The sequence below is a fragment of the Kitasatospora sp. UYEF31 genome (assembly GCF_057291755.1).
Genome location: NZ_JBXAWK010000047.1, coordinates 1 through 17,271 on the forward strand (window position 1 = coordinate 1; position 17,271 = coordinate 17,271).

Below are 17,271 nucleotides of genomic sequence, written 5' to 3' on the forward strand. Positions count from 1 at the left end.
GCCAGCTACGAAGCCGGACTCCACCTGTGCGGCGCGATGCTCTGGCTCCGCAGCATCGCGCCGAATTCATGATCCGAATTCCAGACAGGACCTAGGCGGCCGCTGAAGATCCAGGTCGGATCAGCGAGCGGCGTCCGGCTGCGCACATGGGACCGCGCCGCACGCTGGACGAAGCGTGCGGCGCGGTCCTGTGGGCATCCCCTGACGGGTCACCCGGATCCCTCAACTGCTGGGAGCCTCCCGTGCCGGCCCCTCAGCGCGTCTGAGCATGAGCGTCCTGAATCAGGATCAGGCCAGCTTCGGGACTCCAGGCACTGCCTCGACCTTGGGCAGCTTGTCCGTGGGGACGGGAAGTTGGGACAGCGTGCCCGACTGCGGGACCGCCTTGGTGGCCGTCCCTTGGACGCCCTGCGTCAGATTCCCCGTCGGCACAGTGTCGGTGGCGGCGGCGACGGGGAACGGCTTGGCCAGACCGCCCTGTTCCGTCGCCGTGCTGGACACGCTGTGCAGCGAGTTGTCGTCAACTGTTCCGGCCGGGCCGGCCGAGGCCTGCCCGATGCCGCCGAGGAGGGCAGCACCGAGTCCGGCCGTGACAGCCGCTGTACGCGTAACCGATCGCATATTCATCCTCAACATCACGAACGCGGCATAGCCACGCCTAGTGGTCAGGTGATGGCGAAACGTAGCGAACCTGACACTAGGTATGCAAGCGACCTTTACCCACAGATTGGGCCAAAAGCGGGAAAACGGTTTAGCCAAAATGCACTCGTAAGAGTGAATTCAGCTGTCGGACGCAACCAATCGACGGGTTAGTCGAAGAGCCACTGCGAGCGCAGCGTCGCGTACCCCGGCTTGATGACCTGGTCGATCATCGCGAGCCGCTCGTCGAACGGCAGGAACGCCGACTTCATCGCGTTGACGGTGAACCACTGCAGGTCGTCCAGGCCGTACCCGAACGCCTCGACGAGGTGCTGGAATTCGCGGGTCATCGAGGTGCCGCTCATGAGGCGGTTGTCGGTGTTGACCGTCACCCGGAAGTAAAGGTCGCGGAGCAACCCGATCGGGTGGTCCTTGTACGACTCCGCGGCACCGGTCTGAAGGTTGGAGGTGGGGCACATCTCCAGCGGGATCCGCTTGTCCCGGACATAGGCGGCCAGCCGCCCCAGCTCGACCGTACCGTCGTCGTTGACCGTGATGTCGTCGATGATCCGGACACCGTGGCCCAGGCGGTCGGCGCCGCACCACTGCAGGGCTTCCCAGATCGACGGCAGGCCGAAGGCCTCGCCGGCGTGGATGGTGAAGTGGTTGTTCTCCCGCTTGAGGTAGTCGAACGCCTCCTGGTGGCGGGTGGGAGGGTAGCCCGCCTCGGCACCGGCGATGTCGAAGCCGACGACGCCGTTGGTGCGGTGCCGGTTGGCCAACTCGGCGATCTCCAGCGAGCGGGCCGCGTGCCGCATCGCGGTCAGCAGGGCGCCGACCTTGATCCGGTTGCCGGCGGCGACGGCCCGCCGCTCGCCTTCACGGAAACCTTCGTTGACCGCGTCGACGACCTGGTCGAGGCTGAGCCCGGCTTCGAGGTGCTGCTCGGGGGCGTAGCGGATCTCCGCGTACACGACACCGTCGGCGGCCAGGTCCTCGGCGCACTCCGCGGCGATGCGCTGGAGGGCTTCGGGGGTCTGCATGACCGCGCAGGTGTGCGCGAAGGTCTCCAGGTAGCGGGGCAGGCTGCCGGAGTCGGCGGCGTTCTGGAACCAGGCGCCGAGTTCCACGACATCGGTGGTGGGGAGGCCGGTGTAACCGGCCTGCGCGGCCAGCTCAATGACCGTGGCGGGGCGCAGGCCACCGTCCAGGTGGTCGTGGAGCAGAACCTTGGGTGCCCGGAGGATCTGCTCCAGGGTCGGGATTGTCTTGCTGGTGTGCGACATAACGGGACTTTAACCATTGAGGGGAACCTGTGCGCGACTCCCTCCCCGCACTGCCGTTGACGACACCGCGGGCCAGGCCGGCCGGATTTTCTCATATCCCATGAATTCCCAAGCGGGACTGCTTATTGAGTATGCGTCAGGCCGGATCGACCCACTAACCTTGAGACACTTCGAGCCATTCGAGGCGACCATCCCGAAACTCAGGAATCGTCCTGGGTGCCCACAAGGCTCCGGCCTGGCACGCGATCGGCCCTCCAAAGGGCCGCCGACCCGACGGTCCGTATCCCGACCGACCGGGAACTCCACGCCCACCGGTTCATCCCGGGCAGGGGACGCCCCTCCCTGATCCCCGAATGGAACCTGCACCAGGCCAACCGTCGCAGAGTCGCACAGGGTTTCCTCGACGCGATCGCCGATTTTCCGGGCGTCACCGACGGCGCGGTCTACCAGCCAGCCGCCGATATTCAGGGCAAGCTGTGGCACAACCGGCTGAAAACAACCGAGGACCAGCAAGAAGAGGAACACTACGACGCTGACAGTGCCGACAGCTCAGTCGACTACTGACCACGTCCTGAGCACTCGGCCCTCCTACGCAGGGGCGCGCAGGAGGGCCGGGCAGTGAAACGTCAGATGATGCGGTCCAGGATCAGCGGAGTGGGCACGTACGTCCCACCGATCTTCACGCCGCCCTCAAGCGCCGCCAGCGCGTAGTCGAACCGCTCCGGGGTGTCCGTGTGCAGGGTCAGCAGCGGCTGCCCGGCGGTGACCGTGTCACCCGGCTTGGCGTGGATCTCCACACCGGCGCCGGCCTGCACGATCTCCTCCTTGCGGGCGCGGCCCGCGCCCAGGCGCCAGGCGCTGACGCCGACGGCGTACGCGTCCAGCCCGGTGAGCACGCCGGAGGTTTCGGCGACCACGGTGTGCGTCTCACGGGCGACCGGGAGCAGCGCGTCCGGGTCGCCGCCCTGGGCGCGGATCATGCGCTTCCAGACGTCCATCGCCGAGCCGTCCTTGAGCGCCTGCGCCGGGTCCTTGCCGCCCTTGACGCCGGAGGCTGCGAGCATCTCGCGGGCCAGCGCGACCGTCAGCTCGACGACATCCGCGGGACCACCGCCGGCCAGGACCTCGACCGACTCGCGGACCTCCAGGGCGTTGCCGGCCGTCAGACCCAGCGGCACGCTCATGTCGGTCAGCAGCGCGACGGTCTTCACGCCGTGGTCGGTGCCGAGGCGGACCATCGTGCGGGCGAGCTCCCTGGCGTTGTCCAGGTCCTTCATGAACGCCCCGGAACCGACCTTCACGTCGAGTACGAGTGAACCCGTACCCTCGGCGATCTTCTTGCTCATGATGGAGGACGCGATCAGCGGGATCGCCTCGACGGTGCCCGTGACGTCACGCAGCGCGTAGAGCTTCTTGTCCGCGGGCGCGAGGCCGTCACCGGCGGCGCAGATGACCGCGCCGACGTCCTCCAGGATGCGCATCATCTCGTCGTTGGTGACCGACGCGCGCCAGCCCGGGATCGCCTCCAGCTTGTCGAGCGTGCCGCCGGTGTGGCCCAGGCCCCGCCCGGACAGCTGCGGAACGGCCGCGCCGCACGCGGCGACCAGCGGCGCGAGCGGCAGCGTGATCTTGTCGCCGACGCCGCCGGTGGAGTGCTTGTCCGCGGTCGGCCGGGACAGCGCCGAGAACTCCATGCGCTCGCCGGACTTGATCATCGCCTCGGTCCAGCGGCTGATCTCACCCGCGTTCATGCCGTTGAGGAAGATCGCCATGGCCAGCGCGCTCATCTGCTCGTCGGCCACAACGCCCTTGGTGTAGGCGTCGATCACCCAGTCGATCTGAGGGTCGGTCAGGACCTGGCGGTCCCGCTTGGCGCGGATGACAGAGATGGCGTCCATGCGAAAATCCCTAAATTTGCTGCGTGGATCACGTACAGAACGACCTTCTGGAGATCGTCCAGGGGCGTTTTGTACATGACCGATGGGCTTTGATTACGCGAGGTCGTCGGGGCCGAAGGCGTCCGGCAACAGTTCGCTCAGCGGACGGACACCGCGGGAGGTGTCCACCTGGAGTTCCGCGCCGCCGTGCTCCCACAGGAGCTGACGGCACCGGCCGCACGGCATGAGCAGGTTGCCCGCACCGTCGCAGCAGGTGAACGCGACCAGCTTGCCGCCGCCGCTCGCGTGCAGCGCGGAGACGAGGCCGCACTCCGCGCACAGGGTCAACCCGTACGACGCGTTCTCGACGTTGCAACCGCTCACAGTGCGGCCGTCGTCGACGAGCGCCGCCGCCCCCACCGGGAACTTCGAGTAGGGGGCGTAGGCGCCGGCCATGGCTTCGCGCGCGGCGGACCGCAGTGCTTCCCAGTCGGTCATCGGGTCAGCCCTTCACGTAAGGCTTGTTCGAGGCGGCCGGCGGACGGACCTTGCCGACCAGGCCCGCGACTGCGAAGACGGTGGCGATGTACGGCGCCATCTGCAGGAACTGGCTGGGGATGGGGGTGTTCAACGGCTGCAGGGCGATGGACAGCGCGCTCGCGAAGCCGAACAGCATGGCCGCGGCCACCGCGCCCGTGGGCCGCCAGCGGCCGAAGATGACCGCGGCCAGGGCGATGTAGCCCGCGCCCGCAGTCATGTCCTTGCTGAACGCGCCGACCGTGCCGATGGTGAAGAACGCGCCGCCGAGACCGGCGATCGCACCGGCCATCATGACGTTGCGGTAGCGCGTGGCCTTGACCTTGATGCCGACGGTGTCAGCGGCGGTCGGGTGCTCGCCCACCGCGCGGGCCCGCAGGCCCCAGCGGGTGTAGAACAGGCCGAGGTGGACGACGACGACCAGCGCGTACATCAGGTACACGATGACGTTCACGTCGAAGAGCAGCGGGCCGACCAGCGGGATGTCCGCGAGGCCGGGGATCCGGATGTTCTCGAAGTAGCCCGGGTTGTTGTACTTGTCGCTGTTCGGCCGCAGGAGCTGGGCGTACAGGAAGCCCGTGGCACCGGTGACCAGCAGGTTGATCACCACACCGAGGACCACCTGCTCCACCAGGTAGCGCACCGCGAACAGTGCGAGCAGAGCGCCGATCAGCGCACCGGCCGCCATGCCGGCGAACAGGCCCGCCCACAGGGAGCCGGTCGCCGAAGCGGTCAGCGCGGCGGCGAAGGCGCCGAAGAGGAACTGGCCCTCGATGGCGATGTTCACCACGCCGGACCGCTCACCGATGACACCGGCCAGCGCACCGAGCACCAGCGGAACCGCCGCCACCAGCATGTTCTGCAGGACACCCGCGAAGGACATCTGCTTTCCGGCGACCGCCCAGGTCAGGAAGGCCACGATGAACGCGACCAGGAAGACCACGATGCTGGCCCGTACGGCCACCTTCGACTTGTCGAAGACGATGCGCGCGACACCGGCCGCCATCGCCAGCACGGCCATCACGATCGCGGTGGTCTGCGCCGGCAGTTTCAGGTCGCCGAGCTTGGGACCCTCGCTGTTGGCCAGGCTCATGCCGAAGACCGCGTCGCCGTCCGCGGCACCGAAGCCGAAGACCCACAGGGCGTACAGACCGACGAGGATGAAGCCGAGACCGGTGACCAGCGCCCGCTTGCGGGCGGCGGCCTGGAGGACCTCGGCGGCCTCGCCGCGGGCCTCGTGGGGACGCGCGGTCTCCGGAATGGCCACCAGGGTGTCGGTAGAGGACGTCACGGGCGCGCTTTCCTGAGTGGATACCTTCTCGTGCTCGCTCATGCCACAGCCCCCGCAGTCTCCTTGGCGGCCAGGCCGCCTTCTCCGCCGCGCTTGGAGCCGCGCAGCCGGAAGATCGTCCGGACCAGCGGCGGTGCCGCGACGAACAGCACGATGACCGCCTGGATGACGGTGATGATGTCGACCGAGACGCCGGCCGAAGCCTGCATGGTCGCGCCACCCGCCCGCAGTGCGCCGAACAGCAGGGCCGCCAGGACGGTGCCCAGCGGCTTGGTGCGGCCGAGCAGCGCCACCGTGATCGCGTCGAAGCCGAGTCCGGCGTCGATGCCCGGCGTCAGACCGAAGCCCGGGTTGGAAGTGCCCACCAGCTGGGTGACACCCACCAGACCGGCCATCGCACCGGCCAGCGCCATCGCCAGCGTCTGTGTCTTGGCCACGCTCATGCCCGCCGTACGCGCGGCGTCCGGGTTCGAGCCGACCGCGCGCAGTTGGAAGCCCAGCGTCGAACGGTTGAGCAGCCACCAGTAGAACCCGGCCGCGGCGAGCGCGATCAGGATGCCCAGGTTGATCCGCAGGTCGTCACCGAACAGCTTGGGCAGGTGCGCGCTGTCCGGCGCGCTCTTGCCGACCGGCTGCGGCTGACCGGGGCGCTGGAAGGTGCTGGTCGTCAGCAGCCAGCCCAGGATCAGCACGGCGATGTGGTTGAGCATGATCGTGACGATCACCTCGTGCGCACCGAACCTGGCCTTGAGCACACCGACCAGCCCTGCGTACAGGGCACCGCCGATGATGCCCGCGAGCAGCACCAGGAGCAGGTGCAGCCCGACCGGCAGGTCCATGGCGAAACCGACCCAGGAAGCGAACACCGCGCCGATGATGATCTGGCCCTGCGCACCGATGTTGAACAGACCCGCCCGGAAGGCGATGGACACCGACAGGCCGCCGAAGATCAGCGGGGTGGCCTGGGTGACCGTCTCCGACAGCGGTCCGAAGATGTACGGCGCGTAGTTGCTGTCGAGGGTCTTCGGGTCCAGGACCGCGCCCTTGAACAGGGCGGTGTACGCGTCGGCCACGACGTTCCACGAAGCCGACAGGGCATCGCCCGGGCCGGCGAAGAAGTACTGGTACTTGTCGAGGACTTCCTGGTCCGACAGGACGATCAGGACCGCGCCGACCAGGAGTGCCAGGACAAAGGCGAGGAAGGTCACCACGGCGGAGTTGCCCGTGATGACAGCGTCCAGGAGTGCCTTGCCGAACGACGGCTTACCGCTGTCGTCGGCCTTCTTGTCCACACTCACCGACGCTGTGGCCGTACCGGATTTCTCGGGTGCGTCACTCATACCTGCTCCTCCTCCCCGGGCGCTTGGCTTGCGGGTTCTTCTTGTTCAGCGGTGGCCTGCTCGATGTCCGACTGCTTGACCCCGGCCATCAGCAGGCCGAGCCGCTCACGGCTGACCGTCGGTTCGACGATGTCCACGATCCGGCCGCGGTACATCACCGCGATCCGGTCGGACAGTGCGACGATCTCGTCCAGCTCCGTCGACACGATGATCACCGGGGTGCCACTGTCGCGTTCGGCGACGATGCGCTGGTGGATGAACTCCATCGCACCGACGTCCACACCACGGGTGGGCTGCGAGGCGATGAACAGCCGCAGCGGCCGGGAGAGCTCCCTGGCGACGACGACCTTCTGCATGTTGCCGCCGGACAGCTTGCCGGCCGGGGTGTCGATCGTCTGCGTGCGGATGTCGAACTCCTCGACCCGCCGCGCCGCGTTCTTCCGTACAGCTGTCTGGTCGATGGAGAGCTTCGAACCGAACGGCGGCTTTCCGATGAGGTCGAGCACCAGGTTCTCGGCGACGCTGAAGTCGTCGACGATGCCGTCGTGCTGCCGGTCCTCGGGGACGAAGCCGACACCGGCGGCGAGGCTCTCGCGGGGCGAGAGGTGGCTGATGTCCTTGCCGTCGAGGCGGATGGCACCGGCGGCGACCTTGCGCAGGCCCAGGATCGCCTGGGTCAGCTCGGTCTGGCCGTTGCCCTGCACACCCGCGATGCCCAGGATCTCGCCTTCGCGCAGTTCCAGGCTCACCCGGTCGACCACGGCTTGGCCGAAGTCGTCGAGGACGGTGAGGTTGTCGAGCTCGAAGCGGACCGTGCCCGGCTCAGCCGGGGTCTTGGCCACCACGAGGTCGACGGGGCGGCCGACCATGAGCGAGGCGAGCTCGTTCGGGGTGGACGCCGGGTCCGCGGTGCCGACGATCTTCCCGCGGCGGATCACGGTGATCCGGTCGGCGACCGCCCTGACCTCTTTGAGCTTGTGCGTGATGAAGACGATGGAGTGCCCCGCGGCGCGCAGTGCGCGCATCACGGTGAACAGTTCCTCGGTCTCCTGCGGGGTCAGTACGGCCGTGGGCTCGTCGAGGATGAGCACCTTGGCGTCCCGGACCAGCGCCTTGAGGATCTCGGCGCGCTGCTGGAGCCCGATGGGGAGGTCTTCGACGACAGCGTCGGGATCGACGGCCAGGCCGTACTGCTCGACCAGGTCGAGGACCTTCTTCTTGGCCCGGCGGCGGTCCAGCCAGCCCAGGGCCTGGGTCTCCTCGTGGCCGAGCATGATGTTCTCGGCCACCGTGAACACCGGGACCAGCATGAAGTGCTGGTGCACCATGCCGATCCCCGCGTCGATCGCGTCACCCGCGGTCTTGAAGACCTTGGGCTCCCCGTCGATGACGATCTCGCCCTCGGTGGGCTCGTACAGCCCGTAGAGGACGTTCATCAGCGTGGATTTCCCCGCGCCGTTCTCGCCGAGGAGGCAGTGGATCTCGCCGGGTTCGACAGTCAGGTCGATGTGGTCGTTGGCGACCAGCGTCCCGAACCGTTTTGTGATTCCGCGCAATTCGAGCTTCAGCGCGGTCACCTCCTCGGTAGCGCCCCGGGGTGGGGGCGGGGGTGGGGTGGGAAGGGGGCTTGGTCCCCGTCGCGGGCCGGGTGGGCCGTCAGGCGGGGTGACGGGATAGGAGGCCGCTGAAGATTCAACGGCCTCCCGTGCGGCGCCGCCGGCCCGGTGTGGCCGGCGGCGCCGGTTCAGCAGCGGCTCAAGGAAGAACCGGTACGGAAATTCAGCTCGCGGGCTGCGCGGTCGGCTGGTTCGTCGACTTGATCTTGATGGTGCCGGCGATGATGTCCGCCTTGATCTTCGCGACCTCGGCCTTCAGCTCCGCGGGGATCTTGGAGTCGAACTCGTGGAACGGGGACAGGCTCACGCCGCCGTTGGCGAGGGTGCCGATGTAGGGGGTCGTGTCGAACTTGCCCTCACTGGCCTCCTTCACCGACTTGTACACGGCGCCGGTGATGTCCTTGGCGACGGTGGTGATGAAGACGCTCTTGTAGGTCGCGGCGCTCTCGAAGCCGTCCGTGTCGACCCAGATGATGTTCGCCTTGCCACCGGACGCCTGCGCGGCCGAAGCGGCACCGAGACCGGTCTGGCCGGCCACCGGCAGGATGATGTCAGCGCCCTGGGCCACGAAGTCGTTGGTGATCTGCGAGCCCTTGGCCTGGTCGATGAACGACGCGGCGAAGGAGCCGTCCTTCTTGTTCTCGTCCCAGCCCAGGACCTGGACGTTCTTGCCCTTGACCTGGTTGTAGTGCTGCACGCCCTCCCAGAAGCCGTCCATGTAGACGGTGACCGGCGGGATCTTCAGACCGCCGAAGGTGGCGACCTTCCCGGTCTTGGTGTAGCCCGCGGCCAGGTAACCGGCGGTGAAGGCGGCCTCGGCGGTGTTGTACTCCAGGCCCTGGACGTTCGGCTTGATCGAGTTCGAGTCGACGATCGCGAACTTCTGGTCCTGCTTCTGCGCGGCGGCGGCCTTGGTCGCGTCGGCCATCAGGCCGCCGACCGGCACGATGATGCCGCAGCCGTTGCCGAGCATGCTGTTGAGGTTGACCGCGTAGTCGGTCTCAGCCTTCGACTCGGCCTTGGCCGTCTGGATGCCGAGGTCCTTCTTGGCCTTCTCCAGCGCGGTCCACGAGGACGCGTTGAACGAGCGGTCGTCGATGCCGCCCATGTCGGTGACCATGCACGCCTTGAAGTTGCTCTTCGCCGCACCCGTACCGGCCGCGGTGCTGGCACCGGCGGAGGGGCTCGTCGCGTCGTTCTTCTTGTCTTCCGGCTTGCTGCCACACGCGGTGGCGGTGAGGGCAAAGGTCGCGCTGACGGCCACTACGGCCAGTTTCTGCACCCGACGCACGGGGTGTCTCCTTCTTTCGAAGCGCACCTGTCGGGCGCTGCTGTGTGGTTTTGTCCGGAGCACTGAAGACACGTGTCACAGACACGCGGCAACGGTGATTCAACGATTAGATGAAAATAGTGACCGAAACGGGCGTATCACCGCCACTTAAGCGCGCAGCCGAGTGCTTAAGGGACGTTGCAGTCCGGACACCGCCGGACCTCGTTTCGATCACGGGCCGGAAACGCAACGATGCCCCGCGAAGATCAACGCTTCGAAAGAAACATGATCAACACAGGGCATGTACGCGCCCGAACCAGACCGAAGCGTACATAACCGATCGGATTGGCAACAGGGGGGGTGCAAGAAAAAATGTCCGCCATGCGAGACGCAGGACGGACATTCCTTGTGATGGGGATCTCAGCCGGCCGAAGTCACCCTCGGGCGGTCCGCGGGTCTCCGGCTGACTTGCGGATCACCTGAACGGCCGCAGCGCCAGCCCGGCGAACAACTGCACGCCCAGACCGATCGCCCGCTCGTCCACATCGAACCGGCCCTGGTGCAGGTCGTACGGCGCCTCACCCGGAGTGCGGACCCCCAGGCGGGTCATCTGGCCGACGGCCCGCTCGAGATACCAGGAGAAGTCCTCGCCGCCGAGCGACTGCTCGGTGCCCTGCACCGCGTGCGGGCCGAGCACCCCGGTCGCCACCGTGCGCATCGCCGCCACCGCGTCGGCCTGGTTGACCACCGGCGGCACGCCCCGGTGGTGGGCCAGCTCCCACTTCGCGCCGAAGGGCGCGACGATCGTGTCGACCAACTCGGTGATCAGGTCCGCCGCACCACGCCACGCGTTGATGTCGAGGCACCGCAGAGTGCCTTCCAGTTCCGCGTACTGCGGCACGACGTTGGGGGCGGAGCCCGACTCGATGCGGCCCCAGACCACACTCATGCCGGCCCGCGGGTCCACCCGGCGGGAGAGCGCGAGCGGCAGGTCCACGGCCAGTTTGGCCAGTGCGGTGATCAGGTCGGTCGTCTGGTGCGGCCGGGCGGTGTGGCCGCCGGGCCCGGACAGGCTGACCACCAGGCGGTCGCAGGCCGAGGTGATCGCGCCGACGTGCAGCCCGACCGTACCGACCTCGACCTTGGGGTCGCAGTGCACCGCGTGGATCTCGGTGACGCCGCGCAGGCCGCCGGCCTTGATGACGTCGAGGGCGCCGCCGGGCAGTTTCTCCTCGGCCGGCTGGAAGATGAGCCGCACCGGGCGGGTCAGCAGACCCTCCCGGGACAGTTCGGCCAGCACGAGACCGGTCCCCAGAGTGATGGCCGTGTGGACGTCGTGCCCACACGCGTGGGACACCCCGGAGACCGTCGATCTGTACGCCGCGTCCTTCATGTCTTCAACAGGAAGCGCGTCGATGTCGCCGCGGAACGCGATGATCCCGTCGTTCGACGGGATCGACGCGGGGATGTCACAGGTGAGTCCGGTGCCGGGGAGAAGGCGCGGTACAAGGCCTGCGGCGGTCAGCCGCGCGGCGATGAGCCGGGTCGTACGGAACTCCTCCCGGCCCAGCTCAGGGTGCATGTGGAGGTCGCGCCGGAACGCGATCAGCTCATCGTGATAAGCGGCGACCCGGGCGGATGTCCGGGGCCCCGCAGGAGAGTTCGGTGCGCCTGACAGGGATTCACTCACTGGCCCAGGGTACTTTCCATGACCCTCCGCGACGCGGCACAGCGGGAATTACCCTCGTTAGGGGGAAATTTATTCAGTGTCCAGGTGCATACGTGGACATGACTGTGGGTATGACGATTGGCCCACATGGCAGCACTCCTTAGTGACGCGGGGCACGCAGCGAACACAGCCGATCCACCACGAGGCGACCGAGCGAAGCGAGGGAGCGCGTCCGGAGGACGCGTCCCTTCCGGGCGACGCGCTGAGGAAGCGACGACACCTGAGCGAAGCGAAGGTGACGGAGCCCTCAGCGCTTGGAGCCCGGCTTGAGAAAAGCGTCCAGGATCCGCGTTGCAGCCAGCGTCGCAGTCAGCGAGCCGTCCCGTACCCGCTGTTCCAGTTCCGGGACCATTCCGCGAACTTCCGGTGCGGCCCGGAGTTCGGCCATCAGGGTGTCCCGCACCATCGCCCACGTCCAGTCGACCTGTTGCTTGCGGCGCAGTTCCTCCAGCGCGCCGGAGTCGGCGAGCACTTTGCGGTGGTGCAGGACCGTCTCCCACAGCTCGTCGAGGCCGTCGCCTGACAGGCTTGAGCAGGTCAGTACGGGGGTGTGCCACAGGTCGGTGGACCGGCGCATCAGCCGCAGCGCCCCGGCGAGTTCGCGGGCGGCCAGTTTCGCGTCGTCGATGTGGTTCCCGTCGGCCTTGTTGACCGCGACGATGTCGGCCATCTCCAGGACGCCCTTCTTGATGCCCTGGAGCTGGTCGCCGGTGCGTGCGAGGGTCAGGAAGAGGAAGCAGTCGACCATGTTGGCGACGGTGGTCTCGGACTGTCCGACGCCGACGGTCTCGACGAGTACGACGTCGTAGCCCGCCGCTTCCATCAGCACGATGGTCTCCCGGGTCGCCCTGGCCACGCCGCCGAGCGTGCCTGATGTGGGGGAAGGCCGTACGAACGCGTCCGGGTCGACGGCCAGGCGGCCCATCCGGGTCTTGTCGCCCAGGATGCTGCCACCGGTGCGGGTCGAGGAGGGGTCCACCGCGAGCACTGCGACCTTGTGCCCGGCGGCGGTCAGCCGGGTGCCCATGGTCTCGATGAAGGTGGACTTGCCGACACCAGGCACACCGGTGATGCCGACCCGGTGCGCTCCCCCGGCGTGCGGGAGGAGCCTGACCAGGAGTTGCTGCGCGAGGTCGCGGTGGTCGGCCCGGGTGGACTCGACCAGCGTCACCGCGCGGGCGAGCAGGGTGCGGTTGCCGGTGAGCACGCCTTCGGCGTAGGTGTCGACGTCGATTGTGCGGGCCATGGGAAGCATCCTCGCGAATGACGGCGATATCGGTCTTGGAGTTCGCAGGGCGCCCCTTGCCTTGAAAACTCCAAGATCGTTATTGCCGGAACGTGCCAGCTGCGACGATCTTGGGGCTTGCGGGGCGCCCAGCGATGAGCACAGTGCCCCGGAAGCCCCAGGATCGTCGCGCGTGGCCTCTTATTGGGCCGTCAGCTTCTTCAGCAGTTTCACCGCGGCCGCGGAGATCACCGTGCCGGGTGGGAAGACCGCCGCCGCGCCCATGTCGAGCAGCGGCTGGACGTCCGCCGGCGGGATGACGCCGCCGACCACGACCATGATGTCGCCCGCGTCGAGCTTGGCCAGTTCCTCGCGCAGCGCCGGGACGAGGGTCATGTGGCCCGCGGCCAGCGAGGAGACGCCGACCACGTGCACGTCGGCCTCCACCGCCTGGCGGGCGACCTCCTCCGGCGTCTGGAACAGCGCGCCCACGTCCACGTCGAAGCCGAGGTCGGCGAACGCGGTGGCGATCACCTTCTGGCCTCGGTCGTGGCCGTCCTGACCCATCTTGGCGACGAGGATGCGCGGGCGACGGCCCTCCGCTTCCTCGAACTGCTCGACGAGCACACGGGCCTGGTCCACGTCCACCGAGGCACCCACTTCTTCCCGGTACACGCCGGTGAGCGTGCGGATGGTCGCCTGGTGACGGCCGTACGCCTGCTCCAGAGCGTCGGAGATCTCCCCGACGGTGGCCTTCGCGCGGGCCGCGTCCACCGCCAGTTTGAGCAGGTTGTGTTCGAGGTCGTTCGGCTTCTGACCGGCGATGTCGGCCTCGGCCGCGCCGGCCAGGGCTGCGAGCGTACGGGCGACCTCGTCGTCGTCGCGTTCCGCGCGGAGGCGGGCGAGCTTGGCCAACTGCCCTTCCCGTACGGCCTTGTTGTCGACCTTGTGCACGTCGATCGGCTGGTCGTTCTCAACGAGGTACTTGTTCACGCCGATCAGCGGCTGGCGGCCCGAGTCGATGCGCGCCTGGGTGCGGGCGGCCGCCTCTTCGATGCGGAGCTTCGGGATTCCGGCGTCGATGGCCGCGGCCATACCGCCGGCCTTCTCGATCTCGGCCAGGTGCTCGCGGGCCTTCATCGCCAGGTCGTACGTCAGCCGTTCGACGTAGGCCGAGCCGCCCCACGGGTCGATGACGTCGCACGTGCCCGACTCCTGCTGGAGCATCAGCTGGGTGTTGCGGGCGATGCGCGCGGAAAAGTCAGTCGGCAGAGCGAGCGCCTCGTCGAGCGCGTTGGTGTGCAGCGACTGGGTGTGGCCCTGGGTTGAAGCCATCGCCTCAACGCACGTGCGGACGACGTTGTTGAAAACGTCCTGCGCTGTCAGCGACCACCCGGATGTCTGCGAATGGGTGCGCAGCGAAAGGGACTTCGGGTTCTTCGCGTCGAAGCCCCGGACCAGGTCGGCCCAGATGAGGCGCGCGGCCCGCATCTTGGCGATCTCCATGAAGAAGTTCATGCCGATCGCCCAGAAGAAGGACAGTCGCGGCGCGAACGTATCGACGTCCATCCCCGCTTCGATGCCGGCCTTGAGGTACTCCACGCCGTCGGCGAGGGTGTACGCCAACTCCAGGTCGGCCGTGGCTCCGGCCTCCTGGATGTGGTAGCCGGAGATCGAGATGGAGTTGAACTTCGGCATCTTCTGCGAGGTGTACGAGAAGATGTCGGAGATGATCCGCATCGATGGCTTCGGCGGGTAGATGTAGGTGTTGCGGACCATGAACTCCTTGAGGATGTCGTTCTGGATCGTCCCCTGGAGCTGTTCCGGTGCCACCCCCTGCTCCTCCGCCGCGACGATGTAGAGGGCGAGTACGGGCAGCACCGCGCCGTTCATCGTCATCGACACGGACATCTGGTCGAGCGGGATGCCGTCGAACAGCTGTCGCATGTCGTAGATCGAGTCGATGGCGACACCGGCCATGCCGACGTCGCCCGAGACGCGCGGGTGGTCGGAGTCGTAGCCCCGGTGGGTGGCCAGGTCGAAGGCGATCGACAGGCCCTTCTGACCGGCTGCGAGGTTGCGCCGGTAGAAGGCGTTCGACTCCTCGGCGGTGGAGAATCCGGCGTACTGCCGGACGGTCCACGGCTGGTTGACGTACATGGTCGCGTAGGGACCGCGCAGGTACGGCGTGATGCCCGGGTACGTCTTCAAGAAGTCGACGCCGTCGAGGTCTTCGTTTGTGTAGAGCGCCTTGACGGGGATGCCCTCAGGCGTCTCCCGGGTCAGCTCCTCGGCGTCCTTGCCGGTGGCGGCGCGGACGGCTTCTTTCCAGGCGGTCGCGTCGGCGGGTTCGGGCTTGCCGAGGTCGATGGTGGTGAAATCGGGGATGCTCACTGTGCGTCTCCCCCGGTGAGGATGTCGGCTGCGCTTGAGAGGTCCGCTGAGTGGTCCGCTCCCAAGGTCGCGTACGTCTGATCGAGCGTCTTGAGTGCGTCGCACCCGGCGTACACATACCCGTCGGCGCCGGTGGCCGCCCACTTCTTCGCCGCCCCGGCGAGCCAGACGAACTCCGCGCCCGCTGCCTTCAATGCTTCGACAGCGGGAGCCGCCAGGTCGGCGTAGATCTTGTCGGAGGAGGCCAGGACAGCGACCTTCGGCGCGCCTGCGGACCCGTACGCACTGATCAGGCTTTTGATCTCGGTCGGGGTCCCGGCTTCGGGACCTTCGATGCCGCCGGCCGCGAAGAGGTTGCGGACGAACTGGGCCCGCGCGGTGTGCTGGGCGACCGGGCCGAGGGTGGCGAAGAAGACCGCGGGTCGGCTGCCGGTTTTGCTGAGAATCGCGTCGGACCGGTCGCGCAGTGCCTCGTAGGGCTCGGCATAGCGCAGGCGCGGCAGGCCACCGCCGTCGTACGGTTTCTCAGGCGCGCGTTCGACCGGCTTCTCGGTGAGGTTGGGAAACTCACTCACCCCGGTGAGCGGGTCGGTCCGGTGGGCGAGGGCCGTCGTCCGCTCCGTGCGGGTCGCGGCGAACCGCTCGTCCAGCCAGCCAGTGGACAGCGCTGTGAGAATTCCGCCAGTGCGTTCGATCTCCTGGAAGAAGGACCACGCTTTGGCGGCGAGTTCCTCCGTACGCGATTCGACGTACCAGGAGCCGCCGGCCGGGTCGATGACCTGGGCGATGTGCGACTCCTCCAGGAGGAGCGACTGGGTGTTGCGGGCGATGCGGCGGGCGAAGGCGTCCGGGAGGCCGATGGCCGCGTCGAACGGACGTACGGTCACCGCGTCGGCACCGCCGACACCCGCGGCGAAGGACGCCACGGTGGTGCGGAGCATGTTGACCCACGGATCACGCTGCGTGGTCATCGCCCAGGACGTGATCGCGTGCTGGCTCTGTGCGCCGTTCGAAGCGCCGGACGCCTCGGCGACCCTGGCCCACACCCGGCGGGCCGCGCGGAGTTTGGCGATCGTGCCGAACTGGTCGGCGGTGGCCGCGAAGCGGAACTCGACGGTCGCAAAAGCGTCGTCGGTGCTCAGTCCCGCTGCGGTGAGGGCCCGCAGGTAGGCGACGCCCGCGGCGGTTGCCGCACCCAGTTCCTGCCCGTCTGAAGCGCCTGCCTCGTGATAGGGCTGACCATCCGCGACGATGGCCTTGACCTGCGGGAATTCGGTTTTGACTCGTGCTGCGAGCGCGGCTGCCCCGGCGAGGTCGGCAGTTGCGGAGGTGCGGGCGGCGACGGTGACCGGGTCGGCGCCGAGGGAGGCGCGGACGTCGTTCACCGGCACGGAACGGTCCCGGTAGACCTGAAGCAGCGCCTGCGCGGCGGCCTCGAAGCCGGCACCCGGTTCGAGGGCGACCGGGGCCAGGTCGAGCAGCACGTCCTTGAGGATGCGCGGCAGGTCAGCCGGGTCGACCGCGCCGTCACCCGTACGGAAGAACACGGATGACACGCCGTTCTCCAGGTCGGCGATCACCGCTTCGGCCGTGGCTGCGGGGTCGGGGTCGGCGTGCAGCTGGCGGACATCCCAGCCGTCGGCACTGCTGCCGGCGGCCCTGGCTCCACGGACGTACGGGGCCAGGCCCGGTACGCCCGGCACGGCGTCGGTCTCCGTGTACAGCGGGGACAGCGTGATGCCGTCGTAGGTAGTGGTCGCGAGCAGGTCCTCGGGGTGTTCCGGTGTGTCGTTCTCACCGATCACCCGCGACTTACGGAGCACGCCGGCGACCAGCTTCCGCCACTGTTCGCGCGAGGGCTGCGCGAACTGGCTTGCGAAGGTGGAACCGGTACGCGCGCCGTTGTCGGCAGTAGCGTCCGTCATGCTCCGCATAGTAGGGACAGCCCCTGAAGACCGACACTGCGGCCGGATGTGACATCAGTCGCTGCGGTGGTGAGTACCAACGGGTGACCGGCCTGATTTTTCACCCGTTCGGTTCCCTAACTCATGCGGAATGGATCACATG

13 protein-coding genes are annotated in these 17,271 nt (G+C 67.9%); 1 reads left to right on the forward strand and 12 read right to left on the reverse strand.

Translation table 11 applies throughout. The features are described 5' to 3' along the window. Nucleotides 1-288 precede the first annotated feature (288 nt). Both AC0Z36_RS21625 and AC0Z36_RS21630 read right to left on the reverse strand, forming a co-directional pair. Entirely contained in the window at nt 289-621 is a 333-nt protein-coding gene (locus tag AC0Z36_RS21625) for a hypothetical protein (protein WP_485464646.1), read from the reverse strand. A 188-nt stretch (nt 622-809) separates the two neighbouring features. After that, nucleotides 810-1,925 carry an adenosine deaminase gene (locus AC0Z36_RS21630; protein ID WP_485464647.1) on the reverse strand — a complete coding sequence of 372 codons (1,116 nt, stop codon included), beginning with the start codon at nt 1,923-1,925 and terminating at the stop codon, nt 810-812. 216 nt (nt 1,926-2,141) lie between these two features. Between AC0Z36_RS21630 and AC0Z36_RS21635 the strand changes: the two genes are divergently transcribed. Continuing rightward, a complete protein-coding gene (locus AC0Z36_RS21635) occupies nt 2,142-2,489 on the forward strand; it encodes a hypothetical protein (RefSeq protein ID WP_485464648.1) in 348 nt (115 codons plus the stop codon). 62 nt (nt 2,490-2,551) lie between these two features. Here the strand turns inward: AC0Z36_RS21635 and AC0Z36_RS21640 are convergent, their stop codons facing one another. The 10 genes from AC0Z36_RS21640 to AC0Z36_RS21685 all read right to left on the reverse strand — a co-directional run bounded on the left by AC0Z36_RS21640 (nt 2,552) and on the right by AC0Z36_RS21685 (nt 17,129). After that, nucleotides 2,552-3,823 carry a thymidine phosphorylase gene (locus AC0Z36_RS21640; RefSeq protein WP_485464649.1) on the reverse strand — a complete coding sequence of 424 codons (1,272 nt, stop codon included), beginning with the start codon at nt 3,821-3,823 and terminating at the stop codon, nt 2,552-2,554. Nucleotides 3,824-3,916: 93 nt separating this feature from the next. Next, nucleotides 3,917-4,300, reverse strand: a complete 384-nt coding sequence (locus AC0Z36_RS21645) for a cytidine deaminase (protein ID WP_485464650.1) — start codon at nt 4,298-4,300, stop codon at nt 3,917-3,919. Nucleotides 4,301-4,304: 4 nt separating this feature from the next. Further along, on the reverse strand, nt 4,305-5,630 hold the full coding sequence (locus AC0Z36_RS21650) for an ABC transporter permease (RefSeq protein WP_485464651.1): 1,326 nt from the start codon (nt 5,628-5,630) through the stop codon (nt 4,305-4,307). A 38-nt stretch (nt 5,631-5,668) separates the two neighbouring features. Further along, on the reverse strand, nt 5,669-6,970 hold the full coding sequence (locus AC0Z36_RS21655) for an ABC transporter permease (protein ID WP_485464652.1): 1,302 nt from the start codon (nt 6,968-6,970) through the stop codon (nt 5,669-5,671). After that, a complete protein-coding gene (locus AC0Z36_RS21660) occupies nt 6,967-8,547 on the reverse strand; it encodes an ABC transporter ATP-binding protein (RefSeq protein ID WP_485464653.1) in 1,581 nt (526 codons plus the stop codon). The genes AC0Z36_RS21655 and AC0Z36_RS21660 overlap by 4 nt, the downstream gene beginning before the upstream one ends. Before the next feature lie 202 nt (nt 8,548-8,749). After that, nucleotides 8,750-9,877 carry a BMP family lipoprotein gene (locus tag AC0Z36_RS21665; protein ID WP_485464654.1) on the reverse strand — a complete coding sequence of 376 codons (1,128 nt, stop codon included), beginning with the start codon at nt 9,875-9,877 and terminating at the stop codon, nt 8,750-8,752. Between the two features lie 454 nt (nt 9,878-10,331). Then, nucleotides 10,332-11,546: an amidohydrolase gene (locus AC0Z36_RS21670; protein ID WP_485464655.1), complete on the reverse strand. Its 1,215-nt coding sequence runs from the start codon at nt 11,544-11,546 to the stop codon at nt 10,332-10,334. 286 nt (nt 11,547-11,832) lie between these two features. After that, the gene (meaB, locus tag AC0Z36_RS21675) at nt 11,833-12,831 is read right to left on the reverse strand and encodes a methylmalonyl Co-A mutase-associated GTPase MeaB (protein WP_485464656.1); all 999 of its coding nucleotides are present in this window, start codon (nt 12,829-12,831) and stop codon (nt 11,833-11,835) included. Between the two features lie 180 nt (nt 12,832-13,011). After that, the gene (scpA, locus tag AC0Z36_RS21680) at nt 13,012-15,204 is read right to left on the reverse strand and encodes a methylmalonyl-CoA mutase (RefSeq protein ID WP_485464657.1); all 2,193 of its coding nucleotides are present in this window, start codon (nt 15,202-15,204) and stop codon (nt 13,012-13,014) included. Further along, the gene (locus tag AC0Z36_RS21685) at nt 15,201-17,129 is read right to left on the reverse strand and encodes a methylmalonyl-CoA mutase family protein (RefSeq protein ID WP_485464658.1); all 1,929 of its coding nucleotides are present in this window, start codon (nt 17,127-17,129) and stop codon (nt 15,201-15,203) included. The genes scpA and AC0Z36_RS21685 overlap by 4 nt, the downstream gene beginning before the upstream one ends. Nucleotides 17,130-17,271: the final 142 nt, after the last annotated feature.

What these genes read in the sequence shown, in the direction of transcription:
- AC0Z36_RS21625 (WP_485464646.1), bottom strand. Translation starts at nt 621, where the DNA reads ATGCGATCGGTTACGCGTACAGCGGCTGTCACGGCCGGACTCGGTGCT.
- AC0Z36_RS21630 (WP_485464647.1), bottom strand. Translation starts at nt 1,925, where the DNA reads ATGTCGCACACCAGCAAGACAATCCCGACCCTGGAGCAGATCCTCCGG.
- AC0Z36_RS21640 (WP_485464649.1), bottom strand. Translation starts at nt 3,823, where the DNA reads ATGGACGCCATCTCTGTCATCCGCGCCAAGCGGGACCGCCAGGTCCTG.
- AC0Z36_RS21645 (WP_485464650.1), bottom strand. Translation starts at nt 4,300, where the DNA reads ATGACCGACTGGGAAGCACTGCGGTCCGCCGCGCGCGAAGCCATGGCC.
- AC0Z36_RS21655 (WP_485464652.1), bottom strand. Translation starts at nt 6,970, where the DNA reads ATGAGTGACGCACCCGAGAAATCCGGTACGGCCACAGCGTCGGTGAGT.
- meaB (WP_485464656.1), bottom strand. Translation starts at nt 12,831, where the DNA reads ATGGCCCGCACAATCGACGTCGACACCTACGCCGAAGGCGTGCTCACC.
- AC0Z36_RS21685 (WP_485464658.1), bottom strand. Translation starts at nt 17,129, where the DNA reads ATGACGGACGCTACTGCCGACAACGGCGCGCGTACCGGTTCCACCTTC.